General features: G+C 73.1%; 15 protein-coding genes. 7 read left to right on the forward strand and 8 right to left on the reverse strand.

The genetic code is table 11. The features are described 5' to 3' along the window. Positions 1-14: 14 nt before the first annotated feature. Positions 15-932 carry a LysR family transcriptional regulator gene (locus tag ACFZ8E_RS24460; RefSeq protein ID WP_147859856.1) on the forward strand — a complete coding sequence of 306 codons (918 nt, stop codon included), beginning with the start codon at positions 15-17 and terminating at the stop codon, positions 930-932. A 472-nt stretch (positions 933-1,404) separates the two neighbouring features. On the opposite strand, the gene ACFZ8E_RS24465 is transcribed toward ACFZ8E_RS24460, so the two are convergent. After that, positions 1,405-1,821: a helix-turn-helix domain-containing protein gene (locus ACFZ8E_RS24465; RefSeq protein WP_147843237.1), complete on the reverse strand. Its 417-nt coding sequence runs from the start codon at positions 1,819-1,821 to the stop codon at positions 1,405-1,407. A 109-nt stretch (positions 1,822-1,930) separates the two neighbouring features. On the opposite strand from ACFZ8E_RS24465, the gene ACFZ8E_RS24470 reads away from it, so the two are divergent. The 3 genes from ACFZ8E_RS24470 (at position 1,931) to ACFZ8E_RS24480 (ending at position 4,020) form a co-directional block, all read left to right on the forward strand. Then, entirely contained in the window at positions 1,931-2,809 is an 879-nt protein-coding gene (locus ACFZ8E_RS24470) for an SDR family oxidoreductase (protein ID WP_405044037.1), read from the forward strand. 99 nt (positions 2,810-2,908) lie between these two features. Then, complete coding sequence (locus ACFZ8E_RS24475; protein WP_243950581.1) at positions 2,909-3,145, forward strand: hypothetical protein; 237 nt, start codon at positions 2,909-2,911, stop codon at positions 3,143-3,145. Further along, positions 3,127-4,020, forward strand: coding sequence for a LysR family transcriptional regulator (locus ACFZ8E_RS24480; RefSeq protein WP_243950583.1), 894 nt, complete (start codon positions 3,127-3,129; stop codon positions 4,018-4,020). Before ACFZ8E_RS24475 ends, ACFZ8E_RS24480 begins: the two co-directional genes overlap by 19 nt. An 81-nt stretch (positions 4,021-4,101) precedes the next feature. Here the strand turns inward: ACFZ8E_RS24480 and ACFZ8E_RS24485 are convergent, their stop codons facing one another. Then, positions 4,102-5,301, reverse strand: coding sequence for an FAD-dependent monooxygenase (locus tag ACFZ8E_RS24485; RefSeq protein ID WP_147726790.1), 1,200 nt, complete (start codon positions 5,299-5,301; stop codon positions 4,102-4,104). A gap of 102 nt (positions 5,302-5,403) precedes the next feature. Then, complete coding sequence (locus ACFZ8E_RS24490) at positions 5,404-7,824, reverse strand: PAS domain S-box protein (RefSeq protein WP_147843079.1); 2,421 nt, start codon at positions 7,822-7,824, stop codon at positions 5,404-5,406. A 348-nt stretch (positions 7,825-8,172) separates the two neighbouring features. Here ACFZ8E_RS24490 and ACFZ8E_RS24495 point away from each other — a divergent pair, with 348 nt between their 5' ends. Further along, entirely contained in the window at positions 8,173-8,568 is a 396-nt protein-coding gene (locus tag ACFZ8E_RS24495; protein ID WP_147726794.1) for a hypothetical protein, read from the forward strand. A 138-nt stretch (positions 8,569-8,706) separates the two neighbouring features. On the opposite strand, the gene ACFZ8E_RS24500 is transcribed toward ACFZ8E_RS24495, so the two are convergent. The 5 genes from ACFZ8E_RS24500 to ACFZ8E_RS24520 form a co-directional block, all read right to left on the reverse strand. Then, positions 8,707-11,889, reverse strand: coding sequence for a PAS domain S-box protein (locus ACFZ8E_RS24500; protein WP_405044446.1), 3,183 nt, complete (start codon positions 11,887-11,889; stop codon positions 8,707-8,709). 147 nt (positions 11,890-12,036) lie between these two features. Further along, positions 12,037-13,014, reverse strand: a complete 978-nt coding sequence (locus ACFZ8E_RS24505) for an HWE histidine kinase domain-containing protein (protein ID WP_243950587.1) — start codon at positions 13,012-13,014, stop codon at positions 12,037-12,039. A 164-nt stretch (positions 13,015-13,178) separates the two neighbouring features. Beyond that, the gene (locus tag ACFZ8E_RS24510; protein ID WP_243938552.1) at positions 13,179-14,081 is read right to left on the reverse strand and encodes a LysR family transcriptional regulator; all 903 of its coding nucleotides are present in this window, start codon (positions 14,079-14,081) and stop codon (positions 13,179-13,181) included. 70 nt (positions 14,082-14,151) lie between these two features. Continuing rightward, positions 14,152-14,388, reverse strand: coding sequence for a hypothetical protein (locus ACFZ8E_RS24515; protein ID WP_405044038.1), 237 nt, complete (start codon positions 14,386-14,388; stop codon positions 14,152-14,154). A gap of 153 nt (positions 14,389-14,541) precedes the next feature. Then, positions 14,542-15,234, reverse strand: a complete 693-nt coding sequence (locus tag ACFZ8E_RS24520) for a TetR/AcrR family transcriptional regulator (RefSeq protein WP_147859852.1) — start codon at positions 15,232-15,234, stop codon at positions 14,542-14,544. 76 nt (positions 15,235-15,310) lie between these two features. On the opposite strand from ACFZ8E_RS24520, the gene ACFZ8E_RS24525 reads away from it, so the two are divergent. Together ACFZ8E_RS24525 and ACFZ8E_RS24530 are read left to right on the forward strand one after the other, a co-directional pair. Then, on the forward strand, positions 15,311-16,471 hold the full coding sequence (locus ACFZ8E_RS24525; protein WP_405044040.1) for an HlyD family secretion protein: 1,161 nt from the start codon (positions 15,311-15,313) through the stop codon (positions 16,469-16,471). Next, positions 16,468-18,045 carry a DHA2 family efflux MFS transporter permease subunit gene (locus ACFZ8E_RS24530; protein WP_405044041.1) on the forward strand — a complete coding sequence of 526 codons (1,578 nt, stop codon included), beginning with the start codon at positions 16,468-16,470 and terminating at the stop codon, positions 18,043-18,045. The genes ACFZ8E_RS24525 and ACFZ8E_RS24530 overlap by 4 nt, the downstream gene beginning before the upstream one ends. Positions 18,046-18,050: the final 5 nt, after the last annotated feature.

Consider the following 18,050-nt stretch of genomic DNA (forward strand, 5'->3'; position numbering starts at 1 on the left):
CCCTGGGGTTATGAATGCTGCGGGAGAACCTGAACGACCTCGTCGCCTTCGCGGCGGTGGCGCGGGAGGGCAGCTTCACCCGGGCCGCCGCCCGGTCCGGCGTGACGCAGCCGGTGCTGAGCCGCGCCGTCCGGGCGCTGGAGGAGCGCCTCGGCGTCCGCCTCCTGGCGCGAACCACCCGCGCCGTCGTGCCGACCGAGGCCGGCGAACGCCTGCTGCGGATCGTGGGGCCGCAACTGGACGGCATCGCGGCCGACCTGTCCGCACTCACCGCGCTGCGCGACAAGCCGGCCGGGACCATCCGGATCACGTCCGGCGAGCACGCGGCCGCCTCCATCCTGTGGCCGGCTCTGGAACGGCTCCTGCCGGCCTACCCGGATATCACCGTCGACGTGATCACCGAGAACGCCCTGACCGACATCGTCTCCGAGCGCTTCGACGCGGGAATCCGCATGGGGGATCAGGTCGAGAAGGACATGGTCGCGGTCCGGATCGGGCCCGCCCTGCGCATGGCCGTGGTCGCGACGCCCGCCTATTTCGCGGCGCGCCCTCGACCGCGTACCCCCCAGGACCTGACCGCCCACGCCTGCATCAACCTGCATCTTGCCAGCTACGGCGGCCGCTACGCCTGGGAGTTCGAGAAGGGCGGGCGCGAGCTGAGGGTCCGGGTGGACGGCCCCCTCGCGTTCAGCAGCGTGTTCCTGGCCAGGACGGCGGCCCTGGCCGGGCTCGGCGTCGCCTGCATGCCCGACGACCTCGTCCGGGCGGACATCGCCGCGGGCCGGCTCGTGCGGGTGCTCGCCGACTGGTGCGCGCCCTTCGCCGGCTACCACCTGTACTATCCGAGCCGCCGCCAGGCCTCGCCGGCCTTCGCCGTGCTGGTGGACGCCCTGCGATATCCCGGCGTCGGAAAGCCGGCGCCGTCCGCGTGAGCCGGCCGGCAGCCTGCGCGCGGTTCGCGCGGCGGCGGCGTTCGGCCGGGTCGACGTCCTGGGGTCGAACGCGGGCATCCGGAAGGATGCGGCGGTCGCGGACCTGTCGCCGGATGACTAAAACGCGGTGATCGACGTGAATCTCATCGGGCAAGTCCCCTGCAGGCGCGGGGCCTTGCGCCGTTTCCGTGCGCAGCCGCGCGGCGGACGGCCGGCCCGAAGCGGGGCGCCATCGTCGCGATCCGGATTGTGTGACGGGGACGACGCTGTTCGTCGGCGGCGGCCTGTCGCTCGACCCCGGGTTCCGCGTCGACGGCCGAGCCGCCGCACGTCGCTTCCGGCGGCGCGATGCCGCCCCTGGCCTTCGGGGGCCCCCGGGATCCGAGACGCCGTCGCAAAGGATCACGCCCGGCACCGAAGCGTCTCGCGTCGCCCGGGTTCGGCGCGCACCGAGATCCCGGCGTCGGCCCGATCACGGCCGGTGCCCGGCCGCCTCCGAGGCCGCGTAGCGGGTCCGGGCCGCGGCGACGGCCGCGTGGTTGCGTTCCGCCCAGGCGACGAGCGCCGCCAGCGGCTCCAGCATCGAATGCCCGAGCGCGTCGAGGCGATACTCCACGCTGGGCGGCTTGGTCGGGAAGACGTGCCGGGTGACGAAGCCGTCGCGTTCCAGCTCGCGCAGCGTCTGGGTCAGCATGCGCTTCGAGATGTCGGGCACGGCCCGGCCGAGGGCGCTGAACCGCCGCGGGCCGCCGGCCAGCACGAGCAGCACCAGCGTCGTCCACTTGTCGCCGAGGCGATCCAGCACGTCGCGCACCGGGCAGAGCGAAGGATCGACGGCCGTGGCCTGCCACTCCGCGAACCGCCGCACCAGTTCCGCCTGCTGGCTCATCGCCCGGTTCCCGCGAGGTTACCCTGTCCCAAAATACTGCCTCCTTATGCGCCGTTGTGGTCTCGAATAGGAAGCATGTATCGCAACCGAACCTTCGTGGACTGCGCCCATGACCTCCGCACATCCCCGCATCGGCATCACCGGCGCATCCGGGCGCCTCGGGCGCCTCGTCGTCGAGGCCCTGCTGCGCAGCGTGCCGGCCTCCCGGATCGTGGCCGGCCTGCGCAACCCCGACGACGACGGCGCCAAGGCGCTCCGGGCCCTCGACGTCGAGGTGCGGCAGGTCGACTACGAGAGGACCGACACCCTGGACCGAGCCTTCGCGGGCATCGAGCGCCTGCTGCTCATCTCCTCCAACGAGTTCGGCAAGCGCGTGGACCAGCATCGGAACGTCATCGAGGCGGCCAAGCGGGCGGGCGTCCGCCGCATCGCCTACACCAGCGTCCTGCACGCCGACACGTCCCCGCCCAAGCTCACCGACGAGCATCGGCGGACGGAGCTCGTCCTCGCGGCATCCGGCGTGCCCTTCGTCATCTTGCGCAACGGCTGGTACACGGAGAACTACGCCGCCTCGATCCCGATGGCGCTCGAGCACGGCACCCTCTTCGGCAGCGCGGGCCAGGGGCGGATCTCGTCCGCGGCGCGGGCCGACTACGCCGACGCGGCCGCGGCCGTGCTGACGGCCGCCGAGGTGGAGAACGGCCGCATCTACGAACTGGCGGGCGACGACGCCTACACGCTGGAGCAGTTCGCAGCCGAGGTCGCGAAGGTGTCGGGCCGGCCGGTGGTCTACAGGAACCTGCCCGAGACCGAGTACGAGGGCGTCCTGCTGAAGGCCGGCCTGCCGAAGGACCTGGCGGCCTTCGTCGCCGCCTCCGACTCCGTCGTGGCGGAGGGTGCGCTGTTCGAGGACGGCCGCGACTTGAGCAGGCTGATCGGCCGACCCACGAAACCGATGCGCGAGACCGTGGCCGCCGGCGAGCACTGAGCCCCGAGCGCGAGCCCGGCCCGCGCACGTCGCAGGGTTCGGCATCCGCCGCGCCTCGCGCTTGCCCCGACGCCGGGCCACGAACAGGAACCCTCCGGCATGCCGACCTTCGTCGAGATGGGTCGGTCGGTGACCGTGGCCGAGCAGCTCGCAGAGGAGAGCAGCGCGACGATCGGGGCCGAGCCGGGCGGCGTCGCGCCGGCACGCTGGATCGCCACCGTTGGGCTCGTCGGCGGGACCTGCGCCCCACGCTGGCCGCGCGCCGGCCCGGCGTTAGATGCCGGAATGCGCACGCGGCGATGCGCCGGACTTCATGAATGGCGCGGGAGAACCTGAACGACCTGCTCGCCTTCGTCGCGGTCGCGCGCGCGCGGAGCTTCACCCGGGCGGCGGCGCAGCTCGGCCTGTCGCAGCCCGCGCTCAGCCAGACCATCCGCGGGCTCGAGGCGCGTTTGGGCCTGAGGCTGCTGACGCGCACCACGCGCAGCGTCGCGCCGACCGAGGCGGGCGAGCGGCTGATCCGGTCCGTCGGGCCCCGGCTCGCGGAGATCGAGGCCGGCTTGGTCGCGGTGACGGACCTGCGCGAGACGCCGGCCGGCACCGTGCTGATCAACGCCGACGAGCACGCGGTCGCGGCGGTGCTGTGGCCGGCGCTGCGGAGGGTGCTGCCCGGGTACCCGGACATCCAGGTGGAGCTGGTCACCGACTTCGCCCTGACCGACATCGTCGCCGGGCGCTTCGACGCCGGGGTGCGGCTCGGCGAGGTGGTGGCCAAGGACATGGTCTCCGTCCCGATCGGGCCGGACATGCGCATGGCGGCGGTCGCCGCGCCGGCCTACCTCGCGCGCCGGCCTGCGCCGCGGACGCCGCAGGACCTGACCGGCCACGCCTGCATCAACCTGCGCCTGCCGACCCATGGCGGCCTGTACGCCTGGGAGTTCGCGGCCAACGGGCGCGAGGTCCGGGTTCGCGTGGACGGGCAGGTCGTGTTCAACACGGTGAGCATGATCCTGCGCGCCGCCCTGGACGGGTTCGGCATCGCCTACCTGCCGCAGGACCAGGTGCAGCCCCATCTCGACAGCGCGGCGCTGACCTGGGTGCTGAAGGATTGGAGCCCGCCCTTCCCGGGCTACCACCTGTACTATCCGAGCCGCCGGCAGCCCGCGGCGGCGCTCGCGGTGCTGATCGAGGCCCTGCGCTACCGAGGCTGACCGATGCGGGATCCGCGCCGGGGGGGCGCGCACGCCGTGACCACGCGTGGGTGAGCGCCCGATCCGCCCCGCCGGCTCGCGTCAGGCGCCGGCGGGATCGGGATAGCCGGTCAGGTCCGGCTCCTTGGCGCGGCCGGTGGACAGCTTCGAGGCCAGGCGGCGGAGGCCCGGCCGGCTGGCGATGCGCAGCACGCGGTGGAGCAGGCTGATGCCGAGCCGGCTGTTCGGGTTCATCAGCTTCGGCGCGATCTTGGGCACGCCCTGCCCGTCCTCGACCATCGGGCGCATGGCGCGCTCGTAGGCGGCGAAGGCCGCGGCGACGTCGTCGCCGCGGGCGAGCTCGGCGGCGAGGACGTAGGCGCCGGTGACGGCCAGCGTCGTGCCGATGCCGGCGAGCGGCGTGGCGCACCAGGCCGCGTCGCCGGTCACCGCCACGCGGCCGCTGGACCAGCGCCGCATCCGCACCTGGCGCAGGACGTCGAAGTAGAAGTCCGCGGTGGCCTCCATCCCGGAAAGGACGCGCGCCGCCTGCCAGCCCGCATCGGAGAAGCGCTGCCGCAGGTAGGCCTTCTGCCGGTCCGCGCCCCAATCCTGCTCGCCGCCCGGCGGCTGCCGCAGCGTGAGCATCGCGCGGGTGGTGCCGTGCTGGTCGGGGCGCAGGGAGATGCCGCGGCCGCCGGGCGCGTTGAACCACCGCCACATCCGGTCGTCGTCCGCGGTCCGCGGGATGGTGAAGTAGGCGATGGCGAGATCCATCCAGCGCGGGTCGGCCTCGCCGGGGAACACGAGCTCGCGCGTCGTCGAGCCGACGCCCTCGGCGACGAGGACGGCGTCGTAGCGCTCGCTCGCCCCGGAGGCGAAGGTCACCGTCGCGGCCTCCGCTCCGTCGTCGATCCGGGTCACGCGATCCCCGAAGCGGTAGGTCGCGCGCTCCCGGGCCGGCTCGTAGAGGAGCCGCGCGAGGTCGCCGCGCAGGATCTCCATCTCGGCGGTGGGGCCGTCGCCGAGGCTGGCATCCATCGTGAAGGCCGCGACCGCCCGGCCCCGCCCGTCGACCCAGGCGGTGCCCTGCTCGCCGGTGCCCCGGTCGAGCGCCGCCTGCTCCAGGCCCATGCGGCGCAGGACCTCGCGCCCGACCCCGCGGACGTCGACGTTCTGGCCGCCGTCGCGGAAGCCCGGCGCCCGCTCGACGACGGTGACGTCGAAGCCGTGGCGGCCGAGCCACCAGGCCGCGGTGTTCCCGGCGACGCTCGCGCCGGTGATGAGGATGCGACGGGGCATGCGGGACGGGTCTCCGGGTGATCCGGCCCGCGCGGAGCCGGTCGCGGCCACGCCGCGCGGCAGGATCTGCGCGAGCGCCGTGATCGAGGGGGGCCCCGCGCGTCAGGCCCCCGGCGAGGCCGCCCGGGTGACCGCCCGGCGCAGGGTGCGGGACAGGTCCTCGACCGAGTACGGCTTCTTCAGGAGCGGGAAGCCGTGGGTGCCCTGCTCGGCGAGCACGTGGCTGTAGCCGGAGGCGAGGACGACCGGCAGGCCGGTGTGGCGGTGGCGGATCTCCCGCGCCATGTCGATGCCGTTCATCCCGGGCATCACCACGTCGGAGAACACCACGTCGAAGCGCGGCGACGCGGACAGGACGGCGAGGGCCTCCTCGGCGCTCATCGCCCACACGGTCTCGTAGCCGAGCTCGCGCAGGGCCTGGGTGGCGAAGGAGCCGACCTCCTGGTTGTCCTCGACCACGAGGACGCGGGTGCCGTGCCCGTCGGCGAGGGGCTCGGGCTCGCCGTCCTCCTCGATCGCCACGGACCGCCCGACCTCGCGGGGCAGGTAAAGCGTGAAGGTGGTGCCCCGGCCGAGCGTGCTCTCGACCAGCACCTCGCCGCCCGACTGCTTGGCGAAGCCGAACACCTGCGACAGGCCGAGCCCGGTGCCCTGGCCGACGCCCTTGGTGGTGTAGAACGGCTCGAAGATCCGATCGAGATCGGCCGCCGCGATGCCGGTCCCGGTGTCGCGGACCGAGACGGCGACGAAGTCGCCGGGGATGCGGGGATGGGCCCGCACCGCCGGGATCGCCGAGGCGCGGCGCACGCCGATGTCGAGGCGGCCCTCGCCGTCCATGGCGTCGCGCGCGTTGATGGCCATGTTCACCAGGGCCGTGTCGAACTGGCTCGGGTCGGCGTCGATCAGGTAGGGCACCTCGTTCCCGCGACCGTCCCGGTTCGCGGCCACGTCTGTGACGACCCGGATGCGGGCGCCGGTGAGCGTGCCGACCATGTCGGCGACCGAGGCGACGCTGCGGCCGACGTCGAACACCTCCGGGGTCAGGGATTGGCGCCGGGCGAAGGCGAGGAGCTGGCCGGTGAGCTTGGCGGCGCGGGTGACGGTGTCGGAGATCGCGCCGATGTAGCGCTGCCGGCGCTCCTCCGGCAGGTCGGGGCGCTTGAGCAGGTCGGTCGAGGACCGGATCACCGTCAGCAGGTTGTTGAAGTCGTGCGCGACGCCGCCGGTGAGCTGGCCGACCGCTTCCAGCTTCTGCGACTGCCGGAGCTGCTCCTCCAGGGCGCGGCGCTCGGTGACGTCGCGGCCGGCGGCGTAGAAGTGGTCCTCCTGCGGGATGGCGTTCCACGACACCCAGCGGAAGTCGCCGTCCGCCGTGAGCATGCGCACGTCGAGGCTGTCGAGAACTTGGCCTTCCCGCAGCAGCTCGAACGCCGCGGTCGCGGCCGCCCTGTCCTCGGGGTGGACGTAGTCGCTGAAGGACGTGCGCACGAGATCGAAGGCCGACCAGCCCAGCATCTCGTGCCAGGCCGGGTTGACCGAGCGGTAGAGGCCGTCGAAGCCGCAGACAACGAGGAGGTCGCGGCTCGCCCGCCACACCAGGTCGCGCTCCGTGGTCCGGTCGCGGGCGGTGTCGCGCAGCACGCTCTCGGCCTTCTGCCGGTCGGTGACGTCGTTGAACAGCAGGGCGACCCGGTGCTGCACCGGATCGCCGATGCGCAGGGCCTGGACCTCGAACCAGCGCCCGAGCGCGACGACGCCGCTCTCGAAGCGGACGGCCCGGCCCGTCATCGCGACCTGGCCGTAGGTGTCGAGCCAGCTGCGCTCGAGGTCGGGCACCACCTCGCTCACCCACTTGCCGACCACGTCGTCGAGGCCGGTGTGGCGCGAGAAGGCCGGATTCGCCTCGACGAAGCGGTAGTCGACCGCGCGGCTGTCGGCGTCGAACCGGAGCTCGATGACGCAGAAGCCGGCGTCGAGGGCATTGAACAGGGTGCGGTAGCGCGCCTCGCTCTCGGCGAGCATGCCCTCCTCGGTCCGGAACCGGGTGACGTCGAGCTGGCTCGCGAAGAAGTAGCGCAGGTGGCCCTCGGCGGTGAAGACCGGGCTGACGTAGAGCTCGTTGCGGAAGGTGGACCCGTCGCGGCGGTAGTTCAGGATCTCGACGACCACGTCGCGGCGCGCGGCGATGGCGTCGCGCACCTTGGCGATGTCCGCCGGATCGGTGTCCGGCCCCTGCAGGAAGCGGCAGTTGCGGCCGATCAGCTCGTCGGCCGAGTAGCCGCACAGGGCCTGGAACGCCCGGTTGGCGAACACGATCGGGTTGTCCGGCAGGTTCGGGTCGGTGACGATCTGCGGCATGCGGGTCTTCTCCGCCGCCGTGAACAGCAGGTCGACATCCGCCCCGGACGTGCGCTGGCCGGAATCCGGGAGCCTGACATGCGACGCGTTCCGCTCGCGCAGGCGCGCGACCTCGGCCTCGAGCCTCCGATTCTCGCTGCGCAGCCGCTCGATCTCGTCGTCCATGCCGTCCGTTTCCATGGGGCATGGTCGCCACCATCATGCCCGTCCGAGAACGGCTTTCGGCGACGGAAGCTCCCATGCGGGTGCCCGCGGCGCCGACGGGCCTTCATGCTCCACGCGGTCGCCTCCGGTCAACGCGGATGGCGGAGCAAGATCCCGGCCGGGACCCCGGCACCGGGCCGGAACTCGCGCTCCCGCGCTCCCGCGCTCCCGCGCTCCCGCGCGAGGCCGGAGCCTTCACCGGTACGCTGGTTCAACGACACTGTGACATGTCGAACCACCACCGATGTTGGAACGCGGTGCGGCCGAGGTCGTTTTAAGAGCCATACTCACCCAGACAGGAGATCTTGGATGCGCAAGCTCGCACTCGCTTCCACCGCACTGCTCGGGCTCGGCATGCTGGCATCGGCCCCCGCCGAGGCCCGCGGCTGGGGTTACGGCGGCGGCTACGGCCACGGCGGCTTCGGTCACGGCGGCTACGGCTATCGCGGCGTCGGCTTCCGCGGCGGATACGGACGCGGCTACGGCTATCGCCGCGGCATCGGCCCGGGCGCCGCGATCGGCCTCGGCATCGCCGGCCTCGCCGCCGGCGCAATCGTGGCGAATTCCTACGGCGGCTACGGTGGCTACGGCGGTTACGGCTACGGCCGCCCGGTGGGCTACTACGGCGGCTACGGCTACGCGCCGGCCTACGGATACGCCCCCGCCTACGGCTACGGCTACCCGGCCTACGGCTACGGCTACTGAGGCGCCGGTCGCGGGCGCCGTTGCGCCCGCGACGCGACGTGTCCTCGACGAAGGGCGCCCGACTCACCGTCGGGCGCCCTTTTCCGTTGGACGCCCCTCGCCTCCAGGACACGCGGTCCGTCCTCGGAACCTTTTCGCTTAGGCCGAGCCCTCGATCAGGCCGCGGATGCGGGTGGCGAGCGCCTCCAGGGCGAAGGGCTTCACCAGCACCTCCATGCCGGGCGCGAGGTGGCCGTGGTTGAGCGCGGCGTTCTCCGCGTAGCCGGTGATGAACAGCACCTTGAGGCCGGGCCGCGCGGTCTTCGCCGCATCGGCCATCTGCCGCCCGTTCATCCCGCCGGGCAGCCCGACATCGGTCACCAGCAGGTCGATGCGCACGTCCGACTGCAGCACCTTGAGGCCGGAGGCGCCGTCCGCCGCCTCGATCGCCGCGTAGCCCAGATCCTCCAGCACCTCGGTCACGAGCATCCGCACCGTCGGCTCGTCGTCGACCACCAGCACCGTCTCGCCGAGCTTGGCCCGCGCGGCGTCCGACAGGTCGGGCACCGCCTCGACCGCCTCGGCCTCGCCGAGGTGGCGGGGCAGGTAGATGCAGACCATCGTGCCCTTGCCGGGCTCGGAGTAGATCCGCACCTGCCCGCCCGACTGCTTGGCGAAGCCGTAGATCATGCTCAGGCCGAGCCCCGTGCCCTCGCCCATCGGCTTGGTCGTGAAGAACGGGTCGAACGCCTTCGCCGCCACGTCCGGCGCCATGCCGGTGCCGTTGTCGGAGACGCAGAGCGCGACGTACTGCCCCGGCTCGAGGTCGCGCTCGCGGGCGGCGCGCCGGTCGAGCCAGCGGTTGCTGGTCTCGACCACGATGCGGCCGCCCTCCGGCATCGCGTCGCGGGCGTTGATGCAGAGGTTGAGCAGGGCGTTCTCGAGCTGGCTCGGGTCGACCAGGGTCGGCCAGAGCCCGGCGGCCCCGACCGCCTCGACCGACACGCCCGGCCCGACGGTGCGGCGCACCAGGTCCTCCATGCCCTCGACCAGACGGTTCACGTCCGTCGGCTTGGGGGCCAGGGTCTGTCGGCGGGAGAAGGCGAGCAGGCGGTGGGTCAGGGCGGCGGCGCGGCGTGCCGCACCTTGCGCGGCGCCGATGTAGCGGTCGAGCTCGCCCATCCGGCCCTGCAGCATGCGGGTCTGCATCAGCTCCAGGGAGCCGACGATGCCCGCGAGCATGTTGTTGAAGTCGTGCGCGAGGCCACCGGTGAGCTGCCCGACCGCTTCCATCTTCTGCGACTGGCGCAGCGCCTCCTCGGTCCGCGCCAGCGCCTCGGCCTGGGCCTTGGCGGCGCTGACGTCGCGCACGGTGGCGTAGATCAGGCCGCCGTTCGGGACCGCGTTCCAGGAGAGCCAGCGCCAGCCGCCGTCGCGATGGCGGTAGCGGTTCTCGAACGACAGCTGGGCGTCGCCCCGCGCCAGGCCGGCCGCGGCCGCCTCGGTGACGGCCCGATCGTCGGGGTGGACCAGGTCCAGGAACGGGCCGGCCTTCATCTCGGCCTCGGTCCAGCCGAGCGTCGCGGCCCAGGCCGGGTTGAGGCTGACGAAGCGGCCTTCGAAGTTCGCGACGCAGAGCAGGTCGGACGACGCCTTCCAGATCATGTCGCGCTCCGCGGTGCGGGCGGCGACCTGCCGCTCGAGCTCCTCGGCCTGGCGCCGCCGCTCGTCGATGTCGGTGTGGGTGCCGACCCACTGGGTCAGAGCGCCGGCGGCGTCCCGCACCGGCTGCGCCCGCGCCAGGAACCAGCGGTAGCCGCCGCCGCCGCGGATGCGGAACTCGACCTCGTAGGGCTCGCCCGTGGCGACCGAGCGGTCCCAACCGGCGCGCGCCGCCGGCAGGTCGTCGGGATGGATCAGGTCGGACCAGGTCGCGGCCGCGTTCAGCGCCCCCGGCGCCGCGCCGGTATAAGCGTAGGCCCGGCCGTTGAACCAATGCAGCGTGCCGTCCGGGCGGGCGCCCCAGACCTGGTTCGGCACGGCCTCGGCGAAGGCCCGGAACTGCGCCTCGCTGGCCTGGAGGTCCGCCTCCGCGCGCCGGCGGCCGGTGACGTCCCGGAACAGCACCGAGACCTGGCGCCGGCTCGCCGGCTCGATCCGGGCGGCCGAGACCTCGATGTGGCGGCCCGCGCGCGGGAACGCGCGCTCGAACCGGATCGACTCCCCCGTGCGCAGGACGCCGCTGTAGAGCGCGAGCCAGCCCTCGGCCTCGTCCGGCGCGAGGTCGCGCAGGGTCCGCCCGACGATGCCGGCGATCCCGGTCTGGCGCTCGTAGCCCTGGTTGGCGACGATGTGGACGTAGTCGCTCGCCGGACCGTGCGGCCCGTCGATGAACTCGATGATGCAGAAGCCGTCGTCGACCGCCTCGAACAGCGCCGTGTAGCGCTCCTCGGTCTCGCGGCGGCCGGTGGCGTCGACCATCGTCCCGAGCGCCCGGAAGGCCCGGCCCCGGCCGTCGAACAGGCCGCGCCCCTTGGCCGACACCCATCGCACCGTGCCGTCGGCCTTGGAGACGACGCGGAACTCGGCCTCGAACGGCGCGCGCCGCTCCGGATCGAGGGCGGCGGCGAGCGCCGCCAGCACCGTCTCCCGGTCGTCCGGGTGGAGGCCGTCGCGAAGCGTCGCGCGATCGCACGCGGCGTCCGGGGCGAGGCCGAACAGCTCGCGGGTGCGCTCGGACAGGGTCAGCGCGTCGGCGGCCACGTCGAGGTCGAAGGTGCCGATCTCGGCCGCCTCGGTCGCCAGCCGCAGCGCCATCTCGCTGAACTGCAGGCGCTCGGCGTCGGTGGCGCGGGCCGCCGACAGGGCGGCGTTCTCGCCGCGCAGAGCCGCGAGCTGCAGCACGTCGGCGGTGACGTCGTACTGGCTGGCGAAGAAGTACGCGACCTCGCCGGCGGCGTCCTTCACCGGGGCCAGCAGAAGCTGGTTCCAGAAGGTCGTGCCGTCCTTGCGGTAGTTGAGGAGCGCGACCTCGATCGGCTGCCGGGCGGCGATCGCCGCGCGCACCCGGGCGACGTCGTCCCGGTCGGTGTCGGGCCCCTGGAGGAAGCGGCAGTTCCGCCCGACGATCTCCTCGGAGGCATAGCCGGTCAGGCGGCTGAAGGCCGCGTTGACGAAGAGGATCGGGTTGTCGGGCTGGCGCGGGTCCGTGACGATCATCGGCATGCGCGTGGCCCGCACCGCCGCCGCGAACGGATCGGTGACGTCCGCCCCGCCGGCGATCTCGGAGAGGATGCGGTGGGTCTCGCGGCGGACGCGGCTCGCCTCGGTCTCGGCCGGCATGGGCTGATGCGGTGCTGTGGTCACGCCGGGCCGTCTAGCAGGAGCGCCATGGGGTCAGAACCGCGATTCGGGTCGGGCTGGTGCGCGCGCGTCTCGGATCGGCAACCGGGAACGGCATCGATCCGCCCCGAAGGCGGGCCCGGCCGGTCATCGGGTCGGCACGACCATCCGGAACCGCAGCCCGGCCGCGTCGATGGTACGGTCGAACCGCCCCGCCAGGCTGCGCTCGATGGTCTGCTTGAGCAGGCGGGACCCGAACCCGGTCCCGTCGGCCTTGGGCGTCCCGGACGGCGCGCCGCCCTCGGTCCAGTCCAGCGTCAGCGCGCGGTCGGCGACGCGACCGACCAGCCTGAGCGTGCCGCCGCCGGCCAGCGCCCCGTACTTGGCGGAGTTGGTGGCGAGCTCGTGGACGATCATCGCGTAGTCGTTGACCTTGTCGGGCGGCGCCACCGCCGCGTCCGGGATGTCCACGGCGATGTTGGCGCCGTTCAGGTACGGCGCCAGGATGCGCTCGGCGAGGTCCCGCAGCCGCACGTCGCCCCGGTCGGCCCGGTTCGACCGCGTCGCCAGGGCGGTCGCCTCGTGCAGCACCCCGAAGCGCTGCGACAGGTCCTCGGCGAAGTGCGGCGTCGACGTGGCCTCGCGGGCGACGATGGCGGTGAGCGCGCGGGCGACCGTGAACATGTTCGAGACGCGGTGCGCCAGCTCGGCGGTCAGCAGCCGCTCGGCATCCTCCGCCCGCTTGCGGTCGGTGATGTCGAGGAAGATGGCCTGGACCCACTCCCCGACCCGGCCGGCCTCGCCGCCGACGCCGCGCGCCGAGATCCAGCGGGCGTCGGCGCCGTCGCCGATGCGGAAGTCGAAGCTGTAGGCCTGCGGATCGGTGGCGCTCGCCGCCCAGTCCCGCATCATGCCCGGGCGGTCCTCGGCGTTCACTTTCGCGAACAGCGCGTCGATGCCCACCACCGGCTCGGTCGTGTCCCAGAACGCGCGGCAGAGGCCGTCGAGCTGGGCGAGCCGCCGCTCCGGCGACCAGGCCCACAGGCCGACGCCGCCCCGGTGGATCGCGGCGGTGAAGCTGGCGAGCGTCCACCCGTCACCGGTGGGATCCGTGTCCTGAGCCATCCGTCCTTCCGAAACCGAACCCCGACCCGCGCGGACGGCGCGGTGCCGCCCCCACGCGAGGGAACTCACCGGGGGCGCCTTTGCTCCGAATCCGGGCGCGCCGGCCCGGGCGGGGACCGTCGCGTGGCATCAAGAAGACGCGAGCGCCGCCCGGAGGGCGGCGCTCAGCCTTCGGCCTGCTCCACGAAGCGGCGGATGAGCCAGCGCCCAGCCGGGCCGGGCGGGCGGTCGGTGCGGTGGATCGCGGTGAGCGGGAGCAGGCGGCGCGTCGCCTCCGGCAGCTTCAGCGCCACGAGGCGCCCCGCCTCGAGGTCGGCGCGCGCCAGGTGCGCGGGCATGCTGCCCCAGCCGATCCCGGCCAGCAGCAGCGTGTGCTTGGAGCTCATGTCGGAGAGCCGCCAGGTCCGCGGCGCGATCACCCCGAATTCCTGGCCTTCCGACAGGGGAGAGCGGTCGGAGATCACCAGCTGCACGTGCTCGCGCGCCAGGCCCGACACCGACCCGTCGGCGGCGGCCAGGGGATGGGAGGGCGCGGCGACCGCCACCATCTCGACCTCGCCGACGGACACCAGCTCGAGCGGGTCGGTCTCCCGCTGCCAGAGCTCGACCCCGATGCCGATCGCCGCCCGGCCGTCGATCACGTGCTGCTGCACCGCGCCGAGCGCCTCGACGTTCAGGCGCAGGGCCACCGAGGGAAACCGCGCCTGGAACGCCTTGAGCGCATCGACGAGCCGCGGCCCCGGCATCAGCAGGGTGACGACGAGGCTGACCTCCGCCTCGAGCCCGCTCAGCAATCCGCCGACCTTGGCGCGCAGGGCGTCGACGCCGTGGGCGACGATGCGCGCCTCCGCCAGCACCGCGCGCCCGGCCTCGGTCAATTGCGGCCGTCGCGTCGCGTCGCGGTCGAACAGCGGCAGGCCGAGCTGCTGCTCGAGATTGGCCACCGCGTAGCTGATCACCGAGGTGGCCCGGTTGAGGCGACGGCCCGCCGCGGCGAAGCTCCCGGCCTCGACCACCGCGAGGAAGACCCCGAGCTGGTCCAGCGTCGGTGTTCCGGGGCCGCGCATGCCGGGATCCTCGAACGATCGGGGCGCGTCCGGCCCCGGCGATCCGGCAAGCAAGGTCGGCGCCGCCGGGTCAGCGGCGGGCGGGCTTGTGCGCCGGGATGCGGCCGACCGAGCCGGTGACCATCGCATCGTAGGCGCTCGGCGCGGCCTGGCCGACGCCGCGCTCGACGGGGCGGCCGGAGACCGTGCCGGGCGCGGTCTCGGTGGGGATGCCGGCCGGCGCGGTGTAGCTCTGCGCGACCGCGGCGGCGGGCAGGGCGGCCGCCAGGGAGAGGGCGAGAACCGAAACCTTGAGGATGCTGGACATGGGGGGCTCCATCGATCTGAGGCGAGGCGACCCGGTGGCCGCCGTCCGATGAAGCGAAGATGGGCCCGTCTTGCTGATCCGAAAACCCGAATAGTTTCGAACAAGACGTTCGACTTTCTTGGCAAGCCTGCTTTCTTCTCCAGCCCGCCGGCTTCACCTGCGCTCGGGTGCGAGGGGGCGGCAGCCGGCGAGGAACAGGGCCACCGCGGCGCGGCGGCGCTTCTCCTGCGCTTCCGGGTCGACCGCGATGCCGTAGAGCGCCTGCTTCGCGCTGCGGCCGAGGACGAGGTTGAGGAACAGGTCGGCGGCGATCTCCGCGTCGTCGACCGCGATCTGCCCCCGCGCGGCCATCACCGTGAGGAGGCGGCCGACCGCGCGCACGCCGCGCATCCAGCCTTCCTCGTAGGCGAGCCGCGCCAGATCGGGGAACTGCATCGCCTGCGCGGCGATGCAGCGGGTGAGCGCGGCGGCGCCCGGCGCATGGGCTCGGGCGAGGAGGTTGCGGCTGAGCTCGTCCAGCACGGTCGCGGCGTCCCGCGGGTTGGCCTCGAGGGCCTGCGTCTCGGCCGCGGCCGAGAGCGGGGCCAGCCATTCGCGGATGCGCTCGTCGAGCACCGCCTCGAACAGCGCGCGCTTGTCGCGATAGCGCGAATACAGCGTCGGCTTGCTGACGCCGGCCGCCTCCGCGACCGCGTCGATCGAGGTCGCGTCGAAGCCGCGCTCCATGAACAGGCGGGTGGCGACCTCGACGATGCGCGCCTCGCGCCGCGCGGCTTCCGCGCGGGTCGGCCGTCCGCCGCCGCGCCGGGGCTGCGCCTCCGCATCGTCGGCCGCGACCTGCGTCATGAACTTCCTCCTTGTCAGCCCGAACCGCCGACCGTATTACAACGATACCGTATCGTTTTATTGTTGGCCAGCCGCGATGCAACCACGATCCACCGACGATCTTGCGCCCGTCCCCGTCGTTCCTGCGCCCGCGCGCAAGCGCCGTCCCGCACGGCTGATCCTTCCGCTGCTCGTCCTGGCCGCGCTCGGCGGGGGCGGCAGCTACGGCTGGCACTGGTGGACCGTCGGCCGGTTCCTGGAGACGACCGAGGACGCCTACCTGCAGGCCGACAAGGTGACGGTCGCCCCCCGCATCGCCGGCCACGTCGCCGCGGTGCTGGTCGGCGACAACCAGGCGGTGCAGGTCGGCGACGCGATCGCGCGGCTCGACGACCGCGAGTATCGGATCGCGTTGAAGCAGGCCCAGGCCGAGGTCGAAAAGAACCGCGCCCAGCTGCTCGGGACCGCCGCCGCCATCCTCCAGCAGCAGGCGCAGGTGCAGTCCGCGAAGGCCGAGGTCGAGAACACCGATGCGGCCCTCGATTTCGCCACCAAGGAATACGCCCGCTACCAGAACCTGCTGCAGACCGGCTCGGGCACCGCCCAGCGCCAGCAGCAGGCCGATGCCGACCTGAGGCAGAGGCGGGCGGCGCACGACAAGTCCGTCGCCTCGCTGGACGCCGCCCGCAAGCAGGTGGAGAGCCTGACGGCGCTGGAGGCGAGCGCCCGCGCGAGCCTGGACGGGGCGCGGGCCAAGGTCGAGCAGGCGCAGCTCAACCTCAGCTACACGACCATCGCCGCGCCCGCCGCCGGCACGGTCGGCGACCGGGCCCTGCGCGTCGGGCAGTTCGTCTCGGCCGGCACCGGGCTGCTCACGATCGTGCCGACCGGCCGCGACATCTACCTCGTGGCGAACTTCAAGGAGACGCAGACCGGGGAGATGGTCGAGGGACAGCACGTCACCTTCACCGTCGATGCGCTGGGCGACCGCGCGTTCGAGGGCCGGATCGAGAGCTTCTCGCCCGGCACCGGTGCGCAGTTCGCCCTGCTGCCGCCCGAGAACGCCACCGGCAACTTCACCAAGGTCGTCCAGCGCGTGCCGGTGCGGGTCGCGATCGACGCGTCCGACCCGCGGCTCGCGCGCCTGCGCGCCGGCCTGTCGGTCGAGGCCACGGTGCACCTGGCGGACCCGGTCGCACCGGCCGCACGCCGCGCCCGGCCCGGCGCCGCCCTCGTCAGCGAGGCCCTGCCGCGATGAGCGCCGCCGCGGCGATGCGCGGGCCCGAGGCCAAGGCCAGCGCGCGCGACTGGCTCGCGGTGTTCGGCGCGATCCTCGGCGCGTTCACCGCCATCCTCGACATCCAGATCACCAACGCCTCGCTCTCCGACATCCAGGGCGCGCTCGGCGCCTCCACCGAGGAGGGCAGCTGGATCTCGACCGCCTACCTGATGGCCGAGATCATCGTGATCCCCCTCACCGGCTGGCTCTCCTCGGTGATCGGCCTGCGCCGGTACCTGTCGGTGAACACGATGCTGTTCACCGCCTTCTCGCTCGCCTGCGCGCTCTCGACCTCGCTCTCGCAGATGATCCTGTTCCGGGCCGGCCAGGGCTTCACCGGCGGCGTGCTGATCCCGACCGCGATCGTCATCGTGCGCACGCGCCTGTCGAGGAGCCAGCAGCCGATCGGCATCGCGATGTTCGGGCTGACCGCCACCTTCGCGCCGGCGATCGGCCCGACGGTGGGCGGCTGGCTCACCGACAACCTGTCCTGGCACTACATCTTCTACCTGAACCTGCTCTTCGGCCCGCTCGCCGCCGCGATCCAGCTCGGCGCCTTCGACAGCGTGCCGGCGCGCTGGGCCGAACTCCTGAAGGGCGACTGGATCGGCATCGGCCTGATGGCGACCGGCCTGCCGGCGCTGACCTACGTGCTGGAGGAGGGCCAGCGGAAGGACTGGTTCGGCTCGCCCGTCATCGTCCAGGCGAGCTGGCTCGCGGTGGCCGGCATCGCCGGCTTCATCGTCCGCGAGCTCATGGCCGAGCGCCCCTTCATCAACCTGCGGGTGCTCGCCAACCGCTCGGTCGGCGGATCGTGCGTGCTGATGACGGTGCTCGGCGCGGTCTCGTTCGGCTCGATCTACATCATCCCGCTCTACTGCGCGCAGATCCAGGGCTACGACGCCCAGCAGATCGGCTACGTCGTGATGTGGTCCGGGCTGCCGCAGCTGCTGCTGTTCCCGATGATGCCGCTGATCATGCGCACCTTCGACGCTCGGCTGCTGGTGGTGACCGGCACGCTGTTCTTCATCGCGAGCTGCTGGATCAACGTCGGGCTGACCCACGACGTCGGCGCGGACCAGCTGATCCTGCCGCAGCTCCTGCGCGCCGTCGGCCAGCCGCTGTTCACCATCCCGCTGTCGCAGCTCTCGACGGCGGGCCTCGCCCCGCGCGACACGGCGGACGCCTCGGCGCTGTCGAACATGATGCGCAACCTCGGCGGCTCGATCGGCATCGCGATGCTCTCGACGATGATCGACCGGCGCGAGCACATGCACTTCTCGGTGCTGGCCGAGGCGATCACCGTGAACGCCACGCGCACCCAGGAGCGCCTTGCGGCCATGGCCGCCGGCCTGCACGGGCACGTCGCCGACGCCGCGGCCGCGAAGGGCGCCGCCCTCGGCATGCTGGCGGCCCAGGTCCGGCGCGAGGCCGAGGTGATGGCCTATGCCGACGGGTTCTGGCTCGTCGGCGTCAGCCTCGTGCTGAGCCTCGGCGTCGTCGCGATCCTGAGGAAGCCGCAGCGCGCCTCGGGGCCGGTCGAGGCCCACTGAGCCCG

It is taken from the genome of Methylobacterium sp. HMF5984 (genome assembly GCF_045033435.1).
Lineage (GTDB): Bacteria > Pseudomonadota > Alphaproteobacteria > Rhizobiales > Beijerinckiaceae > Methylobacterium.